The following is a 17,175-nucleotide window of genomic DNA, read 5'->3' on the forward strand; positions in this document are numbered from 1 at the left end:
GCTCAGCATCAATCCATCTTGGATAACAAATCGTAAACGTGCCAAAGTAGTGCTAGCGTCGAGATTCATACCATTGCGACTGGCGGTGGGACGATCTGCGGCGTCGATTCAGGTGGTTTGCTGTACGCCGGACCCGAGGGCGCCGGAGCTCGCCCCGGCCCGGCGTGCTACGGCCTGGGTGGCGTGCGAGCGACAACAACCGATGCCCAACTCGCACTCGGCCGCCTGCGAGCGGGAAGCTATGCAAACGGAACACTGACGCTGGATCGCGGGCTTGCAGAAGCCGCCATTAGCCGCGACGTCGCCGATCCACTAGGCTTGTCAGACAAAGAATCGGCAAACGCGATCATCAGATTGGTCGAGCAGAATATCCGGCATTCCGTAGAGAAGGTGAGTCTGGAGCGCGGTTTGGATCCGGCTAGATTCATTCTCGTCGGGGCGGGCGGCGCAGGCGCTCTTCACGTAGCTGAAGTGGCTAGGCGTCTGGGAATGAAAGAGGCTTTCGTTCCAAGGTTGGCAGGTGTTTTCTGCGCGCTTGGAATGTGTAATGCGGACGTACGGCACGATCTGCTTCAGTCAATGGGCACACTTTTAAAAACGGAAGCGAATGCAAAGATGCGCGCAGGGTTCGAGGACCTTGAACGCGAAGCGACCAGCATGCTTATCGCCGATGGCTTCGATCCCGATCTGATGCGGTTCGAGAAAAAGGTGGACCTTCGTTATGCCGGTCAGCAATGGCCGATCACGCTGAGCACCAACTCACTCGATGTTGACTACCTGCGGCAGCGCTTCGACGAGCAGCACGAAAAGCTTTATGGCTCTTCGCAGCCAGGTGCCAATATTGAGATCGTGAACCTTCGCATCTCAGCGACCGGTCTGTTACCGTCACTCAGGATAAGTGACCAGGCCACCCCGCAGCGCGCCCTTGCGCCGATTGCCAATCGTCGCCCGGCCGTCGCAGGTGATGGCTCAGGCCATGTCATAGACATGCCCGTTCTCGATGGCCGGGAACTTCGTGCTGGGCATTTCTTCCATGGCCCTGCCATTATTGAGGAGGTTACGACCACCATCCTCATTGGCCCTGGCGATGAGGTTTTGGTCGACAACCACGGCAACTACCGCATCTTCATCGACAACACGCGTGCGGGAGTAAGTCATGTCTGACGCCATTCTCACCACCTTGCTTCAAAACCAGCTCGATCACATTTCGCAACAGATGGGCTGGGTGATGCAGAGAACCGCTCGTAGTCCGATCTTTAGCGAATCTCACGATTTTTCTTGCTTCATCGCCGACGCGGACGGACGGCTGGTCTCAGTCGCTGACGGCATTCCGATTCACACCGGTGGTGGTGGCTTTGCAGTTAAAGCCGTCCTGCGCGACTTTGGATCGATAGGATCAATTAGGCCTGGCGACACCTTCATCCTCAGCGACCCCTACGAGGCGGGTGGAAATCATCTTCCAGACTGGACAATCATCAATCCGGTTTTCGTCGATGGACGACTTATCGCCTTTACTTGCAACCGCGCGCATCAATCGGACATAGGAGGAGGAGCGGCGGGAACCTACAATGCGGCAGCGACCGAAATTTTCCACGAGGGTATCCGGCTGCCTGTCCTCAAACTTGTGGAAGGGGGACAGCTGAGAGAGGACCTTTGGAGGCTTCTTAAGCTCAACTCGCGTTGTCCCCATCTCATCGATGGCGACGTCCGCGCAATGATCGGCTCGACTAAGATTGGAGCGCGTCGAATTGAGGCCTTGACTAAGGAATTTGGCCTCGAGACTGTCGAGAAGGCGTTTTCCGGCATTCTCGACCACGCTGAACGCCGGATGCGGAAAGCGATATCCGAGCTCCCAGACGGCGTCTACGAAGGAATGGACTCGTCGGATACCGATTGCTTCGAGGAGATCGACATCCCCGTGCGTGTCCGTGTGGAGATCAAGGGGAATACAGTTCTCGTCGATTTCACCGGGAGTTCGCAGCAAGTCAGGGGCTTTAAGAATAGTTCGCTGGCAAACACCGTCTCGGCTGTTTATGTAGCGCTCTTCTCCTATCTCGATACGACAATTCCGCGAAACGCCGGCGCGTTTCGGCCGGTAACAATCGTTGCCCCTGAAGGCAGCGTTGTAAATGCGCGCTATCCGGCCCCGATGACGTCCAACACTGTATATCCGGCAACGGAAATCATCTACGCGGTTTGGAAGGCGCTAGCAAAGGTAGCGGCGGATCGCGCTTGTGCCGGTTGGGGCAAAGCTGCCCACTGCATCTCTTCAGGCAAAGACGCTGAAGGAGCGACTTACGTTATGTACCACATGCATGCATACCCGGGCACTGGTGCAGTTCAGGGACGCGATGGTTTTCCGTCGTTAGGCACCGTCATCACGCTCGGAGGCATGCAGATTCCGAATGTCGAGGTTTTCGAGCGGAAATATCCGGTCAGAGTCGAACAGCAGGAAATGCGTTGCGATGCGGCGGGCGCCGGAGAATTTCGTGGCGGAACCGGTATCGATTACAAGGTCACCGTGTTCGACGGAGCCGAATACTCTTTCCGCGGTGAAGGAAGTGGGAGGTCTAGCGGTTTCGGCATCGTTGGCGGTCTTTCTGGCGCGAAGGCAGATGTCGTGGTCTTCGACGAGCAGGGGACGGGCATGGCAACCCCGCGATATGGCGTGATGACGCTTCCAGCGGTCAAGATAGCGATTTCTTCGTCGGCCGGCGGTGGATGGGGCAGGCCCATAGCCCGCCCACCTGAAAAGGTCCTCAGAGATGTGGAGGACGGTCTGGTAAGCCTCGATGAGGCTCGCGAGATTTACTCGGTAGCAATCAACGACAATCACTCGACTGAGATGTCGATCGATTGGGAGGCAACGTCTCGATTGCGTGACGCCGCCCAATCCCAGAAACGATGGTCTGCCGTCGACCATAGCGAGTTGTAACTTTGCATTAAGCGAACCTAACACACGGGCAGTGGGTCCGTGGGATCTAGCTTGAAATGATGGAATTCTAGATGACTATATGCGAAAGCCTGCTTGCGAGATTGAGCGATATTTCCCTTGCGGTCGATAAAGCCCTTGTTGGCGCCGAGTGGGTGTCAAGGAGTTCGACCGGCGCTGTCTTCAATGTGATCAACCCCTCGACAGGGAAAGTGATCGCCACCTTGCCAGACGTGGGAGAGCAGGAAGTCGCTCGTGCGATCGACGCCGCGCATGTCGCGCAGAAGAGTTGGGCGAAGCAGACAGGTAAGGCACGCGCTGCTATCCTACGCAAGCTCTACGATCTCATCGTGGCCAATGCCGACGATCTGGCCTCGATTCTGACCACCGAGATGGGCAAACCCTGGTCTGAGGCAAGGGGAGAGATCCTCTATGGCGCCTCTTATGTCGAGTGGTTCGGCGAGGAAGCCAAGCGCGTCTACGGAGATACGATTCCGGGTCATCAGCCGGACAAACGCATCCTTGTGATCAAACAGCCGGTCGGCGTGGTCGGTGCCATCACCCCTTGGAACTTCCCCAATGCAATGCTTGCGCGCAAGATGGCTCCTGCGCTGGCCGCAGGCTGCAGCATGGTATCGAAGCCTGCCGCGCAGACGCCGCTGTCGGCGCTGGCACTAGCAGCCCTTGCAGAGCGTGCCGGACTTCCGTCTGGGCTGTTCTCGGTGCTGACGTCGACCTCCTCCGCCGCAATCGGTCAAGAATTCTGCAGCAATGACAAGATCCGCAAGGTCACCTTCACCGGATCGACCAATGTGGGAAAAATTCTCATGCGCCAGGGCGCCGAGCAGATCATGAAGCTCGGTCTGGAACTTGGCGGCAATGCGCCATTCATCGTCTTCAATGATGCGGACCTGGACGCTGCGGTCGAAGGAGCAATGGTCTCCAAATATCGCAATGCCGGTCAGACCTGCGTCTGCGCCAATCGCCTTTACGTGCAGGCCGGCATTTACGACGCTTTCGCCAGCAGGTTGGCAGAGCGAGTGCGGCAGATGAAGGTTGGTGATGGCTTCGTCGAAGGCGTTACAACCGGCCCATTGATTGACGAGAAGGCGCTCCAGAAGGTTCAGGAGCATGTCGAGGATGCCACCCGCAAAGGTGCGAAGGTCGAAATCGGCGGCAAACCGGCCAGTCAAGGTGGCCTGTTCTTCGAGCCCACGATCCTAACGGACGTCACTGCCGATATGCTCGTCTCCACAGAGGAGACCTTCGGTCCGGTGGCGCCGCTGTTCAAGTTCGAGACCGAAGAGGACGTTATCGAGCTCGCCAACAGCACGGAGTTCGGACTTGCTTCCTATTTCTTTTCCAAGGATGTCTCTAAAATCTTCCGGGTAGCAGAGGCGCTTGAATACGGGATGGTCGGTGTCAACACCGGCCTGATCTCTACTGAGGTCGCGCCGTTCGGCGGCATCAAGCAATCCGGCTTGGGCCGTGAAGGGTCAAAGTACGGATTGGATGATTATACCGAGATCAAATACCTGTGCCTGAGCGTGTAACTAGTGCCAGCGATCGTCAGGTGCCTGCAAGCAGCAGTCCTGCCGGGCTGAACTCGCGACAGGGTGTAGCGGTGGCGGCAATGGCGTGGACACGTCTCTTGTGAAGGATGTGAAGGAGAACGGGAGCGTCATGGCCTCAGCCGAGTATCGTCTCTGTGATGTTGCGCTCGATTGCTCCCTTCAGGACGCGGGACGCGCGCGTCGAGCGTGAACAGGCGCTCGCGATCATTGGCCTTCTCGAGTCCAACACCTTCGCTCCGGTCGGCCACGACGGCGGTCCCTATCGTCTGAAGATCGAGACCGCTGATGGACGACTGGCGCTGCACGTTACCGACGACAAGGGCGTACATGTCGTCAGCCACTATCTCTCGCTCACCCCTTTCCGGCGGCTGCTTAAGGACTACACCGCGCATTTGCAACAGCTTTTACGACGTGATCAGGCGCCCTGGTCCACAACAGTTAGAGGCTATCGATGTGGGTCGCCGTGGAATCCACAATGAAGCGGCAGAACGGTTGAGACAGCGTCTCTCCAGCAAGATCAGCATCGACAAGAGCACGGCGCGTCGGCTGTTCACGCTGATTTACGCGCTCCTCGCCCGCAATGCCCTTATCAGGTTCTGCTGGTCTGAACTCGGCGGACGCAAGCTCTTCGAACAAGAAGGAAACATCAGGTGAATGCTGCAGTAATACAACCGGATCCTCATCTTGGGCAGGTCAGTTCCGCAGGCTTCCTCGAAAGCGTCGACCAAAACTTCCGCCATGCCATGTCCTTCCTCGACTTGCCGGAGGGCTTGACAGAGCGGATCATCCAGTGCAATTCGACCTATACGGTGCGCTTCGGCGTGCGGCTGCGCGGCCGCATGTACAGCTTCATCGGCTGGCGCTCGGTCCACAGCGAGCACTGCGAACCGGTGAAGGGCGGCATTCGCTATGCTTCCAATGCCGATGCCGAGGAGGTCGAGGCGCTTGCCGCGCTGATGACGCTGAAGTGCTCGCTCGTCGATGTGCCGTTTGGTGGCTCCAAAGGTGCGCTGAAGATCGATCCGCGCGAATGGACCGTGCAGGAGCTTGAGCGCATCACCCGCCGCTTTACCCAGGAACTTAACAAGCGTGGCCTGATCGGGCCCGGCGTCAACGTTCCGGCTCCCGATATCGGCACGGGCGAGCGAGAAATGGCGTGGATGATGGACGAGTTCCGCCGCGCCAATCCGACCGACGTCGTCAATGCGCGCGCCTGCGTCACCGGAAAACCGCTTTCCAAGGGCGGGATCGCCGGTCGAACGGAGGCCACGGGCAGGGGCGTGCAATTCGCCATCCAGAGCTATCTGCGCGACGCCCGTACGCAAGGTCTTGATGCCCGGCGCGATCTCAAGGGCGCATCCGTCATCGTGCAGGGCTTCGGCAATGTCGGCTATCACGCCGCCAAATTCCTGTCGGAAGAGGACGGCGCACGCATCACCGTCGTTGCCGAGCGCGACGGCTATGTTGCCAATGCGGAAGGCCTTTCCATCCAGGCGCTCAAGCAGCATCAGATCCGCACCGGCAGCATTCTCGGCTTTGAAGGGGCCAAGTCCTTCGCCGGCGATATGACCGGCATCGAACAGCCTTGCGACGTTCTCATTCCGGCGGCGATGGAAAATGCCATTCATCCCGAGAACGCCGAGCGCATCAAGGCGCACCTCATCGTCGAAGCGGCCAACGGGCCCGTCACCTTCGAGGCCGACAAGATCCTCCGTTCCCGCGGCGCAACAATCCTTCCCGATCTTTATGTCAATGCCGGCGGTGTAGTGGTCAGCTACTTCGAGTGGGTGAAGAACCTGACGCATATCCCCTTTGGCCTGATGGAGCGCCGCCGGCGCGAGCGGCGCAACCAGACGATTGCGGCTGCGCTCGAGCGGATGACCGGCAAGGAGTTCCCGGCCGACATTCGCGACGAGTTCCTGGAAGGCGGCGCCGAGATCGACCTTGTCCGTTCCGGCCTCGAAGACGTCATGCGCAGCACCTGGGCGCGGATCGGTGATCTCCTGGAGAAGCAACCGGAACTCGGCGACTATCGCACCGCCGCCTATGTCGCCTCTATCCGGCAGATCGCTGATGCATATGAGGCGATTGGAATTTAGCGAAGGCTAGAGCAGATCCTGTTCAATCCGGGTCATATCCTGCAGCTCTGAAGCAGTTGGCGCATTCTCCAGGGGTGAACCGGGGTAGCAAGGCGCCGACTGCGTCCCATAGCGCATCAATCTTTCGCTCCGCTCTTGCCCGCAACATCGCTTTCAATTTCGAGAATGCGTTTTCGATGGGATTAAAGTCGGGACTATAGGGCGGCAGGAACATGAGTTTGGCGCCGGCGCGCTCGATGGCTTCGCGCACCCCGGCTGCCTTGTGGGCCGGCAGGTTGTCCATAACGACGACGTCGCCGATCTGAAGGGTCGGCGAAAGCACTTGCTCGACATAGGCCAGGAAGACATTGCCGTTCATCGCTCCATCGTAGACGAAGGGTGCGGTCATGCCTGTGAGGCGGAGTGCGCCGGTGAATGTCGTTGTTTTCCAATGGCCGTGCGGTATGCCAGCCCGACAACGCTCGCCTCGAATTGCGCGTCCGCGCCGGCGTGCCATTTTGGTCGACAGACCGGTCGCGACGCTCATACGCAAGGCCTGGACGGTCGGCGCGATCTCAAGCGCGCATCGCTGATCGTACAGGGCTCCGGTAACGTCGGCTATCACGCCGCCAAGTTCCTATCGGAAGAGGACGGGGCACGCATTACCGTCGTTGCCGAGCGCGATGGCTAGTCGCCAATTCCGAAGGGCTTCCCGTAGAGGCGCTCAAGCAGCACCAGATCCGCACCGGCAGCATTCTCGGCTTTGAAGGTGCCAAATCCTTTGCTGGCGACATGACCGGCATCGAACAGCGCTGCGATGTTCTCATTCCGGCGCCGATGGAAAATGCTATTTATGCGGAGAATGCGCAGCGCATCAAGGCGCACCTCGTCGTCGAAGCTGCCAACGGTCCCGTCACCTTCGAGGCGGACAAGATCCTCCGCTCGCGCGGCGTGACCATTCTTCCCGATCTCTATGTCAATGCCGGCGGTGTGGTCGTCAGCTACTTCGAGCGGGTCAAGAACCTCACCCACATCCCACTCGGGCTGATGGAACGACGGCGGCGCGAGCGGCGCAACAGACGATTGCGACAGCGCCCGAGCGGATGACCGGCAAGGAGTTCCCGGCCGACATTCGCGATGAGTTCTTGGAAGGCTGAGCCGAGATCGACCTTGTCCGCTCAGGCCTCGAAGACGTCATACGGAGCACCTGGGCGCGCATCGGCGATCTTCTCGAGGTGCAGCCGGAACTGGCGACTACCAAAACTCTTCAACAGTCGGTTCGGCGGGTGGATTCATCAGATTCTTGAATCGAAAGCATGCCGCCACGTCAACCGCACAATTCGGAACCGTCAGCCTGCGACCTGATATTGCCGCACCGGAGGGCGGACCATCGCATCGATATCGATGCCATCGAGGATCCAGTGCAATTGCTCGGTCGTGAGCGTCGGGCCCGTTGAAGACAAACTGCCGTTGTCAAATAAGGTCGGTGGATCAAGATCGATACGATTGCGTTTCGGAAAGCCTCTTACGTTTGAAATATTCCGGGTGGATCGAAGATATTTGACGACAGCTGTCAGAGGCACCCCGCTGCACCGAAAAAGCGGCCGGTAGCTGGCCTTCATCTGGACTTCTCATCGACTATGCTGCCGCCCGAAACCGTCAAATCCTATGCGCGATTCTACGGCGCCGCCGCAGTGCCCTTCCGACGAGGTCAAGGCAACGCAGTCGCAGCGCCTGACATTCGAATGTTTGGCTTGGCGGTCCACGATACAGCTTGTTTAGCTGCTACTGCGAAAGAATGAAAAGCTGAGGGGCAATCACAATGCTTCTTGGGCTCGAGTATCAAGGTTGGCACGATTTTTGATGCTCGAGGCAGGTAATGAGCGCATTCATGTCGCGGGTAACCGCGGCGGCAGGAACGAAGGAAAGCAACATGTCAGTTTATGTCAGAGCGCATTTTGCGGGACAGAGGCATCGGCAGGTTCACCACTACTCAACACGCTCTCTGTCCTTATCTAAGTCGCCAATTTTGCCGCCGACGGCGAGCCTAAACCCCTACTCCATTCGCCTCCAGCTGAACTCGAGCGCCGGGGACGGGACTCCGTCTCGCGGCAAAGAAATTCGGTGGAAGACCTCCGGCTCGAGGAAGTGCTCAAAGTCCGTTACGACAATCTCGGAGGGGGGCGTCGGCTGCGCCGGACGCCGCGCCATCCTTGCGATCAACGTCCTCGAGGAGAATGTCGCCGATGACGACGTCGACCACGTTTCCTACATGTGAATGGCGAAGGTCCGTGCAACAACTTCGCGATGCCGGTTCGAGAAAATCAAGCCCAAGGAAATCTACATCGCTATGTCCGATAATAGAGCCTGTATACCCTGCTGTTGACGACGTCAATGCAGCTCTTGCCGCCCTAGTGAGGCTGCCACAAGCTTTGATGAGCTCCAATGGTCAACTGAATCAACCAAAGGGGTCGAAATCGATTTGGTTCCGTGAAGCGGGGTCGCGTTGATGAAGCAGTGGGTGTTGATCTGCTCGCACGATCCGGAGCTTTATCTGATCCTCAGCCATATTCTGGGTTTGCACGGCATCAGGAGTGAGCTGGCGAGCGGTGTGGATGAAGTGCTCGCATTAGTCGCGAAAGAGGCGCCGCAAGCCGTGGTGCTGGACTGCCAGCCGGCGAGCAAGTCAGGACCCACCATCTGTGCTCGCATCAAGCGAGAGCCGCGATCCAGCGGCCTGCCTGTTATTGCCTTGGTCGCGCTTGGCGCGCAGAACCAACTCGTCGATCTCCTAAAGGCCGGCATTGACGAGACCTTCGTGCGGCCGCTCGTGCCGGCCAAGCTGCTCGACTATCTGCACGCGGCGCTGGGGCAGCCAAATGCGAGCTTGGTTGAAAACGGCCGTTCTCTCTTCAGTGGTAACCTTCAGATGGAGCTCGTCGCCCACCGTGTTCGCCGCAACGGGCAGGATGTTCATCTCGGATTAATTGAGTTCAACCTGTTGCGGCATCTGCTTGAGAATCCCGGCAAGGTATTCAGCCGGGAGGAACTGATCAGCGCGGCCTGGCCGGACAACATCCATGTCTGTGCACGCACGGTCGACGTACATATCAGCCGACTCAGAAAGACGCTAAAGACTGTCTCCTGCAGCAGCCTGATCCGGACTGTCAGATCGCTAGGGTACTCACTGGAGGAGTTGGACGGCTGAGCAGGCAACAACTTCCGCACGCAAAGCGTTCCCGGTCGCGCATAACACTCAGAGAATGCAGGGGTTCTGGATTGGCTCAATTGTTGCCGATGTCAACTGTACGTCGGGGTTGAGCCCGCCTGCGTACCTCCAGGGAGGTACGCGTTGAGTCGATGTCCGCATCCGGTCAGCTACTGTCAGTACCAGCATGCGACCTCTCTGAGGAAGGTACCATCTCCAATCGGTGTTTTCATTCTTTCCCACTCGGTGATAGGATAGTTTTCGAAGGGCTACACTGAGATCGTGTCTTCTCGCCTCCACGGCGATGGGCGCGGCCATGCGTAATCAGGCGAGATCGTTTTCAACCCGCCCCCGAGGGCCTGCCGTCGCGGGGTAGCCGGAGGAGGGCAAGACTCTTTTTCGAACCTGCGCCAGATGGAGGGGCGCCCTCAGGTGACACGGAATTTGAGGGTGACATTGACATGGAAGCCAACCGAACAAACAGCGGCAAAGAAGGGACATCGGATGAGCGTTGACTTTGATTTTTACCTTGCAGTTCGGGCCGCTCGCGAACATGGCACCAAGCATCCGAGTTGGGTCGAAGCGTGGTTCGCCCCAGCGCGAATAGGCAAGTCAAAAGAGCCGCTGGCTTCACGGGAAATTGTCGACGTAGCGGAAATCGAACACCGCTGCCAATCGCATGACGTACCCGACCCCAAAAAAAATTGTGAGGTTCAGTTCGATGACATATCTGCTGTGGCAGGTGCTGTATGCGTGCAGAGCATCCAAATGGCCAACAAAGACGAAGCGATCTGAAAGGGCAATTTGCCTGCTAACCGGAAGGCCTAGTCGAGGGCGGGGAAGCTTCTGTGGTCTTACCACGCTTATTCTAAAATTCCCTGAGGATCACGTCCTCTCGGAAGAAGCAAGTGAGCGTCGACAGCGATCAGCAAAATCCGCTGAACAGTTTTCCCCGTCGCTTCCGCGACAAGGACAGTCCGACTACGAGCGCGCCCGATGCAGCGCCTGGATGTCGGATTGCGCCTCGCTCTTCACCGGACAAACCGCATCGTCGGCCGGGTTGCTGTTTCCGCGACCGCCTCGGTATCGTGGTCGTCGTTCTTGTTCGCCTTCACATAGGACCGCACATATTCCGGCGACCTCCGCCCGGATCGTGTGGCCCCTGGTGCCAAGCACCCGCCCAAGGTGATGCGTGCCGCAGCAGGCTTCCATCGCCGCAACACAAGGCTCCATCCTGCCGACGAAGTCCGCCGCACCGTCACGACGAAGGCGACGGCGCAGAACCACGGCGCCGGTCCCGTCGAGCCCGACGGCTGCAGACGTTCTTGCCAAGATCAATTCCGAGTACAAATATCGACATCGGTCCGTTCCTCTCTCGTTCCAAACAGAGCAATCGTAACGGATCACTCCAGAGAGAGGCGGGCTATCCCATAATCACGACAACGACGATTCGGGAACCGGCGACGATTCAATCAAAGAGGGAAACGCTCTAAAGACCACGAGAATCCCTCTTACGTCGCGGTCATGCCCATTCGGATGCTTCGAGGGTTCTGGGACCAAGTGTGCCCGTGTAGAGTGAGATCGGTGGGTGCGCGTCGGGATCGCTTATGACTTCGACGAGTACTGGCGCCTTCGAAGACAGAGCGCGGTCCAAGGCCGGCCTGATGTCGTCCGGATTTTTGACTGTGACTTCTTCGCAGCCGCAGGCCCTCGCGAGAGCACCATGATCGACTGGAGCGAAGTGGCAGGCAGTTGTGTAGCGGCCGAATTTCACTGTCTCGGCATCTTTCTGGTAGCCAAGCACACCATTGTTGAGAACGATAACAGTGAGATTGATCTGACACCGCACGAGCGTTTCAAGTTCTGCCCAGCTATGAGCGAACCCACCGTCTCCAACGAGTACTACAACAGGGCTGTTGGGCCTCGCCAGCTTGGCGCCTATGCCGAGCGGTAAGCCCCATCCCAGACCTGCCAACCCGCGTGGGGTGATGAACCGCTGGCCCGAGCGAAGCGCGCGGAGCTGGCCGACGATCCACATTGAAGAGTAACTGGCGTCTGCCACAACGATGGTTTCTGGCGTCATACGCGATTGCAGATCGCGCATGACGCGTTCCGGCCTCAACGGCGTCCGATTGCTTCCGCTGAAGACGCTGCGATCCTGCTCGAATTGCTCCCAGGCTTCAGCGATGCGAAGAACGAGCGACGCCTTCTTGGCCGAGCGGATGGAGAGATCCTCTGCCCGAAGCGCGGCGGTCAGAGCCTGAACTGTAGTGGCAATATCTCCGACGAGGCGGACAGACTCATAGTTTCTGCCGATCTCGCAGGGATCGATGTCGAGGTGTACGACCATTGCCGTGGAACGGATGGAACGCCAGCTATCGGTTCCGTTCTGATTGGTCCGCGTGCCGACGAGAAAGACGAGATCTGCCTCCTCCATGATGACGCGCGTCCGATAGCCGAGCGATCTCGGGCCATTCAGGGCCCCAAGTACACCGCAAGCCAGAGGGGCGCGCTCATCGACGGCGCCCTTGCCCATATTCGTTGTGAAGACGGGCAAATGAGCCGTGCTCTGCAGCTCCGAGAGCGCCCGGCTCGCTGCAGGCGACGCCGCGCCGCCTCCGGCTAGAACGACGGGTGACTCGGCACGAGCGATCAACTTGGCGACCAAAGCCACGGCCTCTTCGCTTGGACGGATGGGATCGAGCGGCCAAGTACCGTAATTCCCTGTCCGGCTGCGGCGGCCTGTCGCAACATTTTCACGGACTAGGTCGGCCGGAAGGAGGAGCACGGCTGGCCCAGGTCGGCCACTAGCCGCCGCAATGAACGCGGAGTCAACATAGTCCTCGATCCGGTCGGCCGTTATCACCCGCCGTGTCCATTTGGAGCAGGCCGAAAAGAGGGCGATGTGATCCAGTTCTTGGAATGCATTTCGGTCGACGTGATGGCGCTCGACCTCCTGCACCAGGGCGACTACTGGAATGCTTGCCTTGAATGCTTCGGATAGCGGAGGCACGAGCAACGCTGCGGCCGGCCCATTTTGTGCGCACACGACTCCGACCCTGCCAGATACGCGAGAATAACCATCGGCCATCGCCCCGCCCATATTTTCCTGACGATACGTGATCTGCCGTATTCCGATCTTTTCGCAGGCCAGAATCACCGCCGTGGGGAGGCTCTGGGCAAACACTACTTCGACGCCGTTGCGTCGCAGTGCGGCGGCAATCCGGACTGCTGCACTTTCCATCGACATTACCCCGCTACCTCCATGTCCTTGATATCTGCGGCGTGTTCTTTGAGGAACAAACAAAACAGGTCGGAAATCGTGTCGACCTCGGTTTCTCCCATCGGTGTTGACAGGCACGCGGCAGCCCAATTTGGCAAGATGACACCGTGACGACAAAAAAATTGCGAGAGCGCTCGACGGACGCCGTTTTGGAGTGCGTTGCTCGCCATGTCCCTGAAATCGCGTGGTATCCGTCGCGTCGGATGTATTCGAAACAAGGAGCTGGCCCCGGTTACTGCGAATGGAGCATCCTGTTGCGCAATGATTTCGGTGAGGTTGCCGCGTAGGCGGTCTCCCAGACTGTCGAGGCGTGCGAACGCCGCTTCGTCCAAGGCGCGCATCGCGGCGACGCCGGCAACAATCGACAGCGGATTGGCCGAGAACGTCCCAGCCTGCGGCAGCAGGGGGCGACCCGACTTGGCGCTGAAGGCTTCCATGACTTCCTCACGCCCGCCGATGGCACCGATCGGCAGTCCACCGCCGATCATCTTTCCCATAGTGAGCAAATCGGGTTTTAGCCTGTAACGCGCCGACGCGCCGTGGAAACCTTGACGCAGGTTCAGCACTTCATCAGCGATGATCAAAACGCCGTGTTGGCGGCAAAGCCGATGCAGTGCGTCTAGGAAGTCTGGTTTGGGCGCTATCAGGCCAGCCTGGCTTGGCATCGGATCAATCACCACCGCGGCGATCCGATGCGCATGAGCGGTGAGGTTCTTCTCAAGCAGGTCTGCATCGTTGAAGCGCAACACAAGCGTCTCTTGGAGGACACTTTCAGGCATGCCCTTGTAAAAGGGTACAGAGACCGGATTGTCGGCAGGCCCCCAGTTCACCGGGGATGCCGACTGGCTAACTTCGGCCCAGTCATAGGCGCCGTGGTAGGCACCCTCGAACTTAGCGATGCCTGCCTTTCCGGTGAACGCTCGCGCCGCCTTGACAGCGAACATGACAGCTTCGGTGCCGGTATTTACAAATCGAACGCGATCAACGGTCGGAATCCGCTCACAAAGGATGCTCGCTAGCTCGATTTCGACCTCTGTCGGATTGGCGAAGCAACTGCCGCTAGCCAACTTCCTATGGACTGCCTCAACGACAGGTTTGAAAGCATGGCCGTGGATGAGAGTCGTGAAATTACTGTTAAGATCAAGATAGCGGTTCCCGTCGATATCGAAGAGATAAGCGCCCTCGCCTCGCTCCATATACTTTGGAATTGGATCACGTTCGATCGTTACCCGGCTTGTCCCGTCGGGAAACACCGACAATGCGCGTGTGAACGCCTCCTGCGACCGGCTCAACGCCTGAGTCTTGTGCCGCACTTCTTTGCGGATTCCGACGATCGCGCGCATGCATTCCAAACTGATGCCGCGCACCATTCCAATTTGATCGCGCGCATGTGAGGCGACGATCGTTGAAGGTAAATGGAACTATGAACTTCTCCTGGTCAAGCTGGCGCCGATGAGATCGCTGTGGACGGTTGAAGATTGCGCTGCACGGAGCGAAGCAGACCGGCGCCGCGCTTCCCAACGCGCCGTAGGGGGCGGTCTGCTTCGCGGGCCGCACCTCCGACATTCCTTTGACCAGGATCTTCTCCACGGGTTTGCGCTCCGGTTTTTCAGGTCTGTATTTCGGCAGATTGGCGCAGACGACGCATGGACTCGCCGCTCATTTCAAGCCGGTGCGCGTTGTGAACCAGGCGATCCAATATTGCGTCGGCGTAGGTGGGGTCGCTGATTTTCTCGTGCCATTTGGCCACGGGGAATTGGCTGGTGACCAGCGTCGAGCGGCGACCGTATCGTCCCTCGAGGATTTCCAGCAAATAATGAGGAGCATTGCCGTCGATGGGCTGAAGCCCGTAGTCATCGAGGATGAGAAGTTCGGCGGCGGAGAGACTTTTCAGGCGTGCTGGGAGGCTGCCGATACCACGGGCCTGCTCGAGGCTCTGCAGCAATGTCGGCATCCGCACGTAGAGGACCGAATGATTGTCGCGGCAGGCCTTGTGCCCCAAGGCACACGCCAACCAGCTTTTCCCAATGCCTGTCGGGCCGACAATGGCGCAGTTCTCGTGCTTCCTGATCCAGTCGCCCGCAACCAGGAGGTCGAGGATGCTGCGATCATATTCGCGTGGCGCACGGCGAATGATGTCCTCCGGAACAGCCGGATGGTGCAGTTTCGCATTGCGAAGCCGAAGCGCAAGGCGCTTGTTATTGCGCCACGAAGCTTCGTGATCCAGCAGCAGCGCCAGCCATTCGGCATGACTGAGATTGTCGCTCTCGTCATTATCGGCAAGCCTTGTGAAGGCCTCTGCCATACCGGCAAGCCCCAGCTGCTGCAGCAGGTTGAGGGTGGGATGTTTGAGCATTTCTATTCCTTTCAATGGTAATATCCGGAGCCGCGGATGTTGGAATGCTGGATCGGTTCCTGCTCAAGGCGCTCGGACGTTGGGATGCGGTCCAGTTCCTTTTCGAGAATGGATTTGATGCCGGGATAGTTGAGCACCTGGAATTCCAGTGCGCGCTGCGCAGCCGCTTCAAGGCGATCGGCGCCAAAACGCCTTTCCAGGCCGATGATGCCGACACATGCACGGTATCCCTGTTCCGGATGCGCACGCTTCTCGATGATCCGATCAACGAGGACGCGCAGCATCGGTCCGATCCGGTTGGCTTCACTGCGTATCTTCGCCGGTGTCCACTCGCGATAACGCTGATGGTTCGGCGGCATATGCAGGGCCACCGTCGTGTGGCGGCCGTTGCTGCTGGCTCGCACGTGCGCGGCAATCCGGTCGCCGCCGAGGAATATTTCCACCGTGCGGGTGGTGTATCGAACCTCCACCTCGCTGCGAGCAAAGCGATAAGGGACGGAAAAAATGCCGATGGAGCTCGATATGATAATCGATGCCGACGCGACAGCGACGCCATTCCGCATGAACCCAGGGCTCGGCGGGTAGCGGTTTCAGGTTCGGTGCATCGAGTTCCTCAAACAGCGCGCGCCGCGTCTTGCCGTACTGGCGTATTATCCGATCGTCATTGAGCCTGTTGATCAGATCGGCAATGGCCTTGTTGAGATCGCCGAGGCTATAGAAGGTTCGGTTTCGCAACCGGCCCAGAAGCCAGCGTTCTACGATGCCGACGCAATTTTCGACTTTGGCCTTGTCGCGCGGTTTTCGCGGACGTGCAGGAAAAACTGCCGTCCTGTAGTGTCGCGCCATATCCGTATAGGAACGGTTGACCATCGGGTCGAAGTGACAAGCCTTGATCACCGCGCATTTGGTATTGTCGCTGACAAGAAGCTGGGTTACCCCACCAAAAAACGTGTAGGCCGCGTTGTGCGCCTCGATCCAGTCGGGCAACTGTTCGCTCCACGTCGCCAGGGCGAAGGACAGGCTGGACGCCCCCATCACCGCCACGAAGATATGTGCGTCCCGCACCACGCCGGTTTTGCGGTCGGCGACAGCGACCTTGTCACCGGCATAGTCGACGAACAGCTTCTCGCCGCCGGCATGGCTTTGCCGCATCACCAGAGGCAGCCGGCCGTGCCAGTTTCGAAACAACTCACAAAATCTCGAATACCGGTATCCATCGGGATCCCGGGCGATGTATTCCTCCCAGAGAACCTGCAACGTCACATGCTTGCGCTTCAGCTCGCGCGCAACAGCAGACCAGTCCGGCTCGGACTGCTTCCGGCGCCCGACTTTCTTACCGGGCGTCCCGTAAAGACGTTGCTCCAGCTCGCCGTCACTGATGGTATCCGGCAAGGGCCATGTCAGTCCTTCCCGGTGCAATCGCTTCAACGTGTCGCGGACCGAAGTCTCCCCGACGCCCAATTGCTTGGCAATGATGCGGTTCGAAAGTCCGACATCCAGCCGCAGTTTCAAAATCTCGCGCACCTGGCGCATCAAGAGTCTCCTCGTCGGCAATTCACTTCCTCCATGGCGATGTTCCGCCTGGAGAAATAACCCCAACGATCGGCCCTCACGCTATCGACTTACTGCGCGCGATCCTCTCGGAATGCTGCGCGGGTAAATGTCGGAATGGTGCGCGTCATCATCTCGGAACGGTGCGCGCGATCAAATCGGAATAGTGCGCGCGATGAGCCCGGATTCCGCA

Annotated in this window: 10 protein-coding genes and 5 pseudogenes; 8 read left to right on the top strand and 7 right to left on the bottom strand. The window is 58.7% G+C overall.

The features are described 5' to 3' along the window. The first annotated feature begins 63 nt into the window (after window positions 1-63). The 5 genes and pseudogenes from ILFOPFJJ_RS36330 (at window position 64) to ILFOPFJJ_RS30350 (ending at window position 6,605) form a co-directional block, all read left to right on the top strand. The gene (locus tag ILFOPFJJ_RS36330) at window positions 64-1,164 is read left to right on the top strand and encodes a hydantoinase/oxoprolinase family protein (protein WP_312032760.1); all 1,101 of its coding nucleotides are present in this window, start codon (window positions 64-66) and stop codon (window positions 1,162-1,164) included. Further along, window positions 1,157-2,935: a hydantoinase B/oxoprolinase family protein gene (locus tag ILFOPFJJ_RS30335; protein WP_173514193.1), complete on the top strand. Its 1,779-nt coding sequence runs from the start codon at window positions 1,157-1,159 to the stop codon at window positions 2,933-2,935. The genes ILFOPFJJ_RS36330 and ILFOPFJJ_RS30335 overlap by 8 nt, the downstream gene beginning before the upstream one ends. A 71-nt stretch (window positions 2,936-3,006) precedes the next feature. Beyond that, window positions 3,007-4,485 (top strand): NAD-dependent succinate-semialdehyde dehydrogenase, encoded by a 1,479-nt coding sequence (locus ILFOPFJJ_RS30340; RefSeq protein WP_173514194.1) that lies wholly within the window; start codon window positions 3,007-3,009, stop codon window positions 4,483-4,485. 130 nt (window positions 4,486-4,615) lie between these two features. Continuing rightward, a pseudogene (locus ILFOPFJJ_RS30345) lies at window positions 4,616-5,160 on the top strand (UPF0262 family protein). 89 nt (window positions 5,161-5,249) lie between these two features. Continuing rightward, entirely contained in the window at window positions 5,250-6,605 is a 1,356-nt protein-coding gene (locus ILFOPFJJ_RS30350) for a Glu/Leu/Phe/Val family dehydrogenase (RefSeq protein WP_173514213.1), read from the top strand. Between the two features lie 22 nt (window positions 6,606-6,627). Here ILFOPFJJ_RS30350 and ILFOPFJJ_RS30355 read toward each other — a convergent pair. After that, window positions 6,628-7,119, bottom strand: a pseudogene (locus tag ILFOPFJJ_RS30355) (IS630 family transposase); the annotation flags it as partial. Here ILFOPFJJ_RS30355 and ILFOPFJJ_RS30360 point away from each other — a divergent pair. Continuing rightward, window positions 7,120-7,891 (top strand): annotated as a pseudogene (locus ILFOPFJJ_RS30360) (Rossmann-fold NAD(P)-binding domain-containing protein); the annotation flags it as partial. A 42-nt stretch (window positions 7,892-7,933) separates the two neighbouring features. Here ILFOPFJJ_RS30360 and ILFOPFJJ_RS30365 read toward each other — a convergent pair. Next, complete coding sequence (locus tag ILFOPFJJ_RS30365) at window positions 7,934-8,206, bottom strand: hypothetical protein (RefSeq protein ID WP_173514195.1); 273 nt, start codon at window positions 8,204-8,206, stop codon at window positions 7,934-7,936. 887 nt (window positions 8,207-9,093) lie between these two features. Here ILFOPFJJ_RS30365 and ILFOPFJJ_RS30370 point away from each other — a divergent pair. Both ILFOPFJJ_RS30370 and ILFOPFJJ_RS30375 read left to right on the top strand, forming a co-directional pair. After that, window positions 9,094-9,792: a response regulator transcription factor gene (locus ILFOPFJJ_RS30370; RefSeq protein ID WP_173514196.1), complete on the top strand. Its 699-nt coding sequence runs from the start codon at window positions 9,094-9,096 to the stop codon at window positions 9,790-9,792. A gap of 504 nt (window positions 9,793-10,296) precedes the next feature. Beyond that, window positions 10,297-10,587: a hypothetical protein gene (locus ILFOPFJJ_RS30375; RefSeq protein WP_173514197.1), complete on the top strand. Its 291-nt coding sequence runs from the start codon at window positions 10,297-10,299 to the stop codon at window positions 10,585-10,587. A gap of 192 nt (window positions 10,588-10,779) precedes the next feature. Here ILFOPFJJ_RS30375 and ILFOPFJJ_RS30380 read toward each other — a convergent pair. The 5 genes and pseudogenes from ILFOPFJJ_RS30380 to istA all read right to left on the bottom strand — a co-directional run. Beyond that, window positions 10,780-11,152 (bottom strand): annotated as a pseudogene (locus tag ILFOPFJJ_RS30380) (IS110 family transposase); the annotation flags it as partial. A gap of 162 nt (window positions 11,153-11,314) precedes the next feature. Further along, window positions 11,315-13,042 (bottom strand): acetolactate synthase catalytic subunit, encoded by a 1,728-nt coding sequence (locus tag ILFOPFJJ_RS30385; RefSeq protein ID WP_173514199.1) that lies wholly within the window; start codon window positions 13,040-13,042, stop codon window positions 11,315-11,317. Next, window positions 13,042-14,418, bottom strand: coding sequence for an aspartate aminotransferase family protein (locus tag ILFOPFJJ_RS30390; RefSeq protein ID WP_173514214.1), 1,377 nt, complete (start codon window positions 14,416-14,418; stop codon window positions 13,042-13,044). Before ILFOPFJJ_RS30390 ends, ILFOPFJJ_RS30385 begins: the two co-directional genes overlap by 1 nt. A gap of 266 nt (window positions 14,419-14,684) precedes the next feature. After that, a complete protein-coding gene (gene istB, locus ILFOPFJJ_RS30395) occupies window positions 14,685-15,431 on the bottom strand; it encodes an IS21-like element helper ATPase IstB (protein WP_173514200.1) in 747 nt (248 codons plus the stop codon). Between the two features lie 11 nt (window positions 15,432-15,442). Next, a pseudogene (gene istA, locus ILFOPFJJ_RS30400) lies at window positions 15,443-16,964 on the bottom strand (IS21 family transposase). Window positions 16,965-17,175 lie beyond the last annotated feature (211 nt).

Source organism: Sinorhizobium psoraleae (assembly GCF_013283645.1).
In the GTDB taxonomy this organism is placed as follows: Bacteria; Pseudomonadota; Alphaproteobacteria; order Rhizobiales; family Rhizobiaceae; genus Sinorhizobium; species Sinorhizobium psoraleae.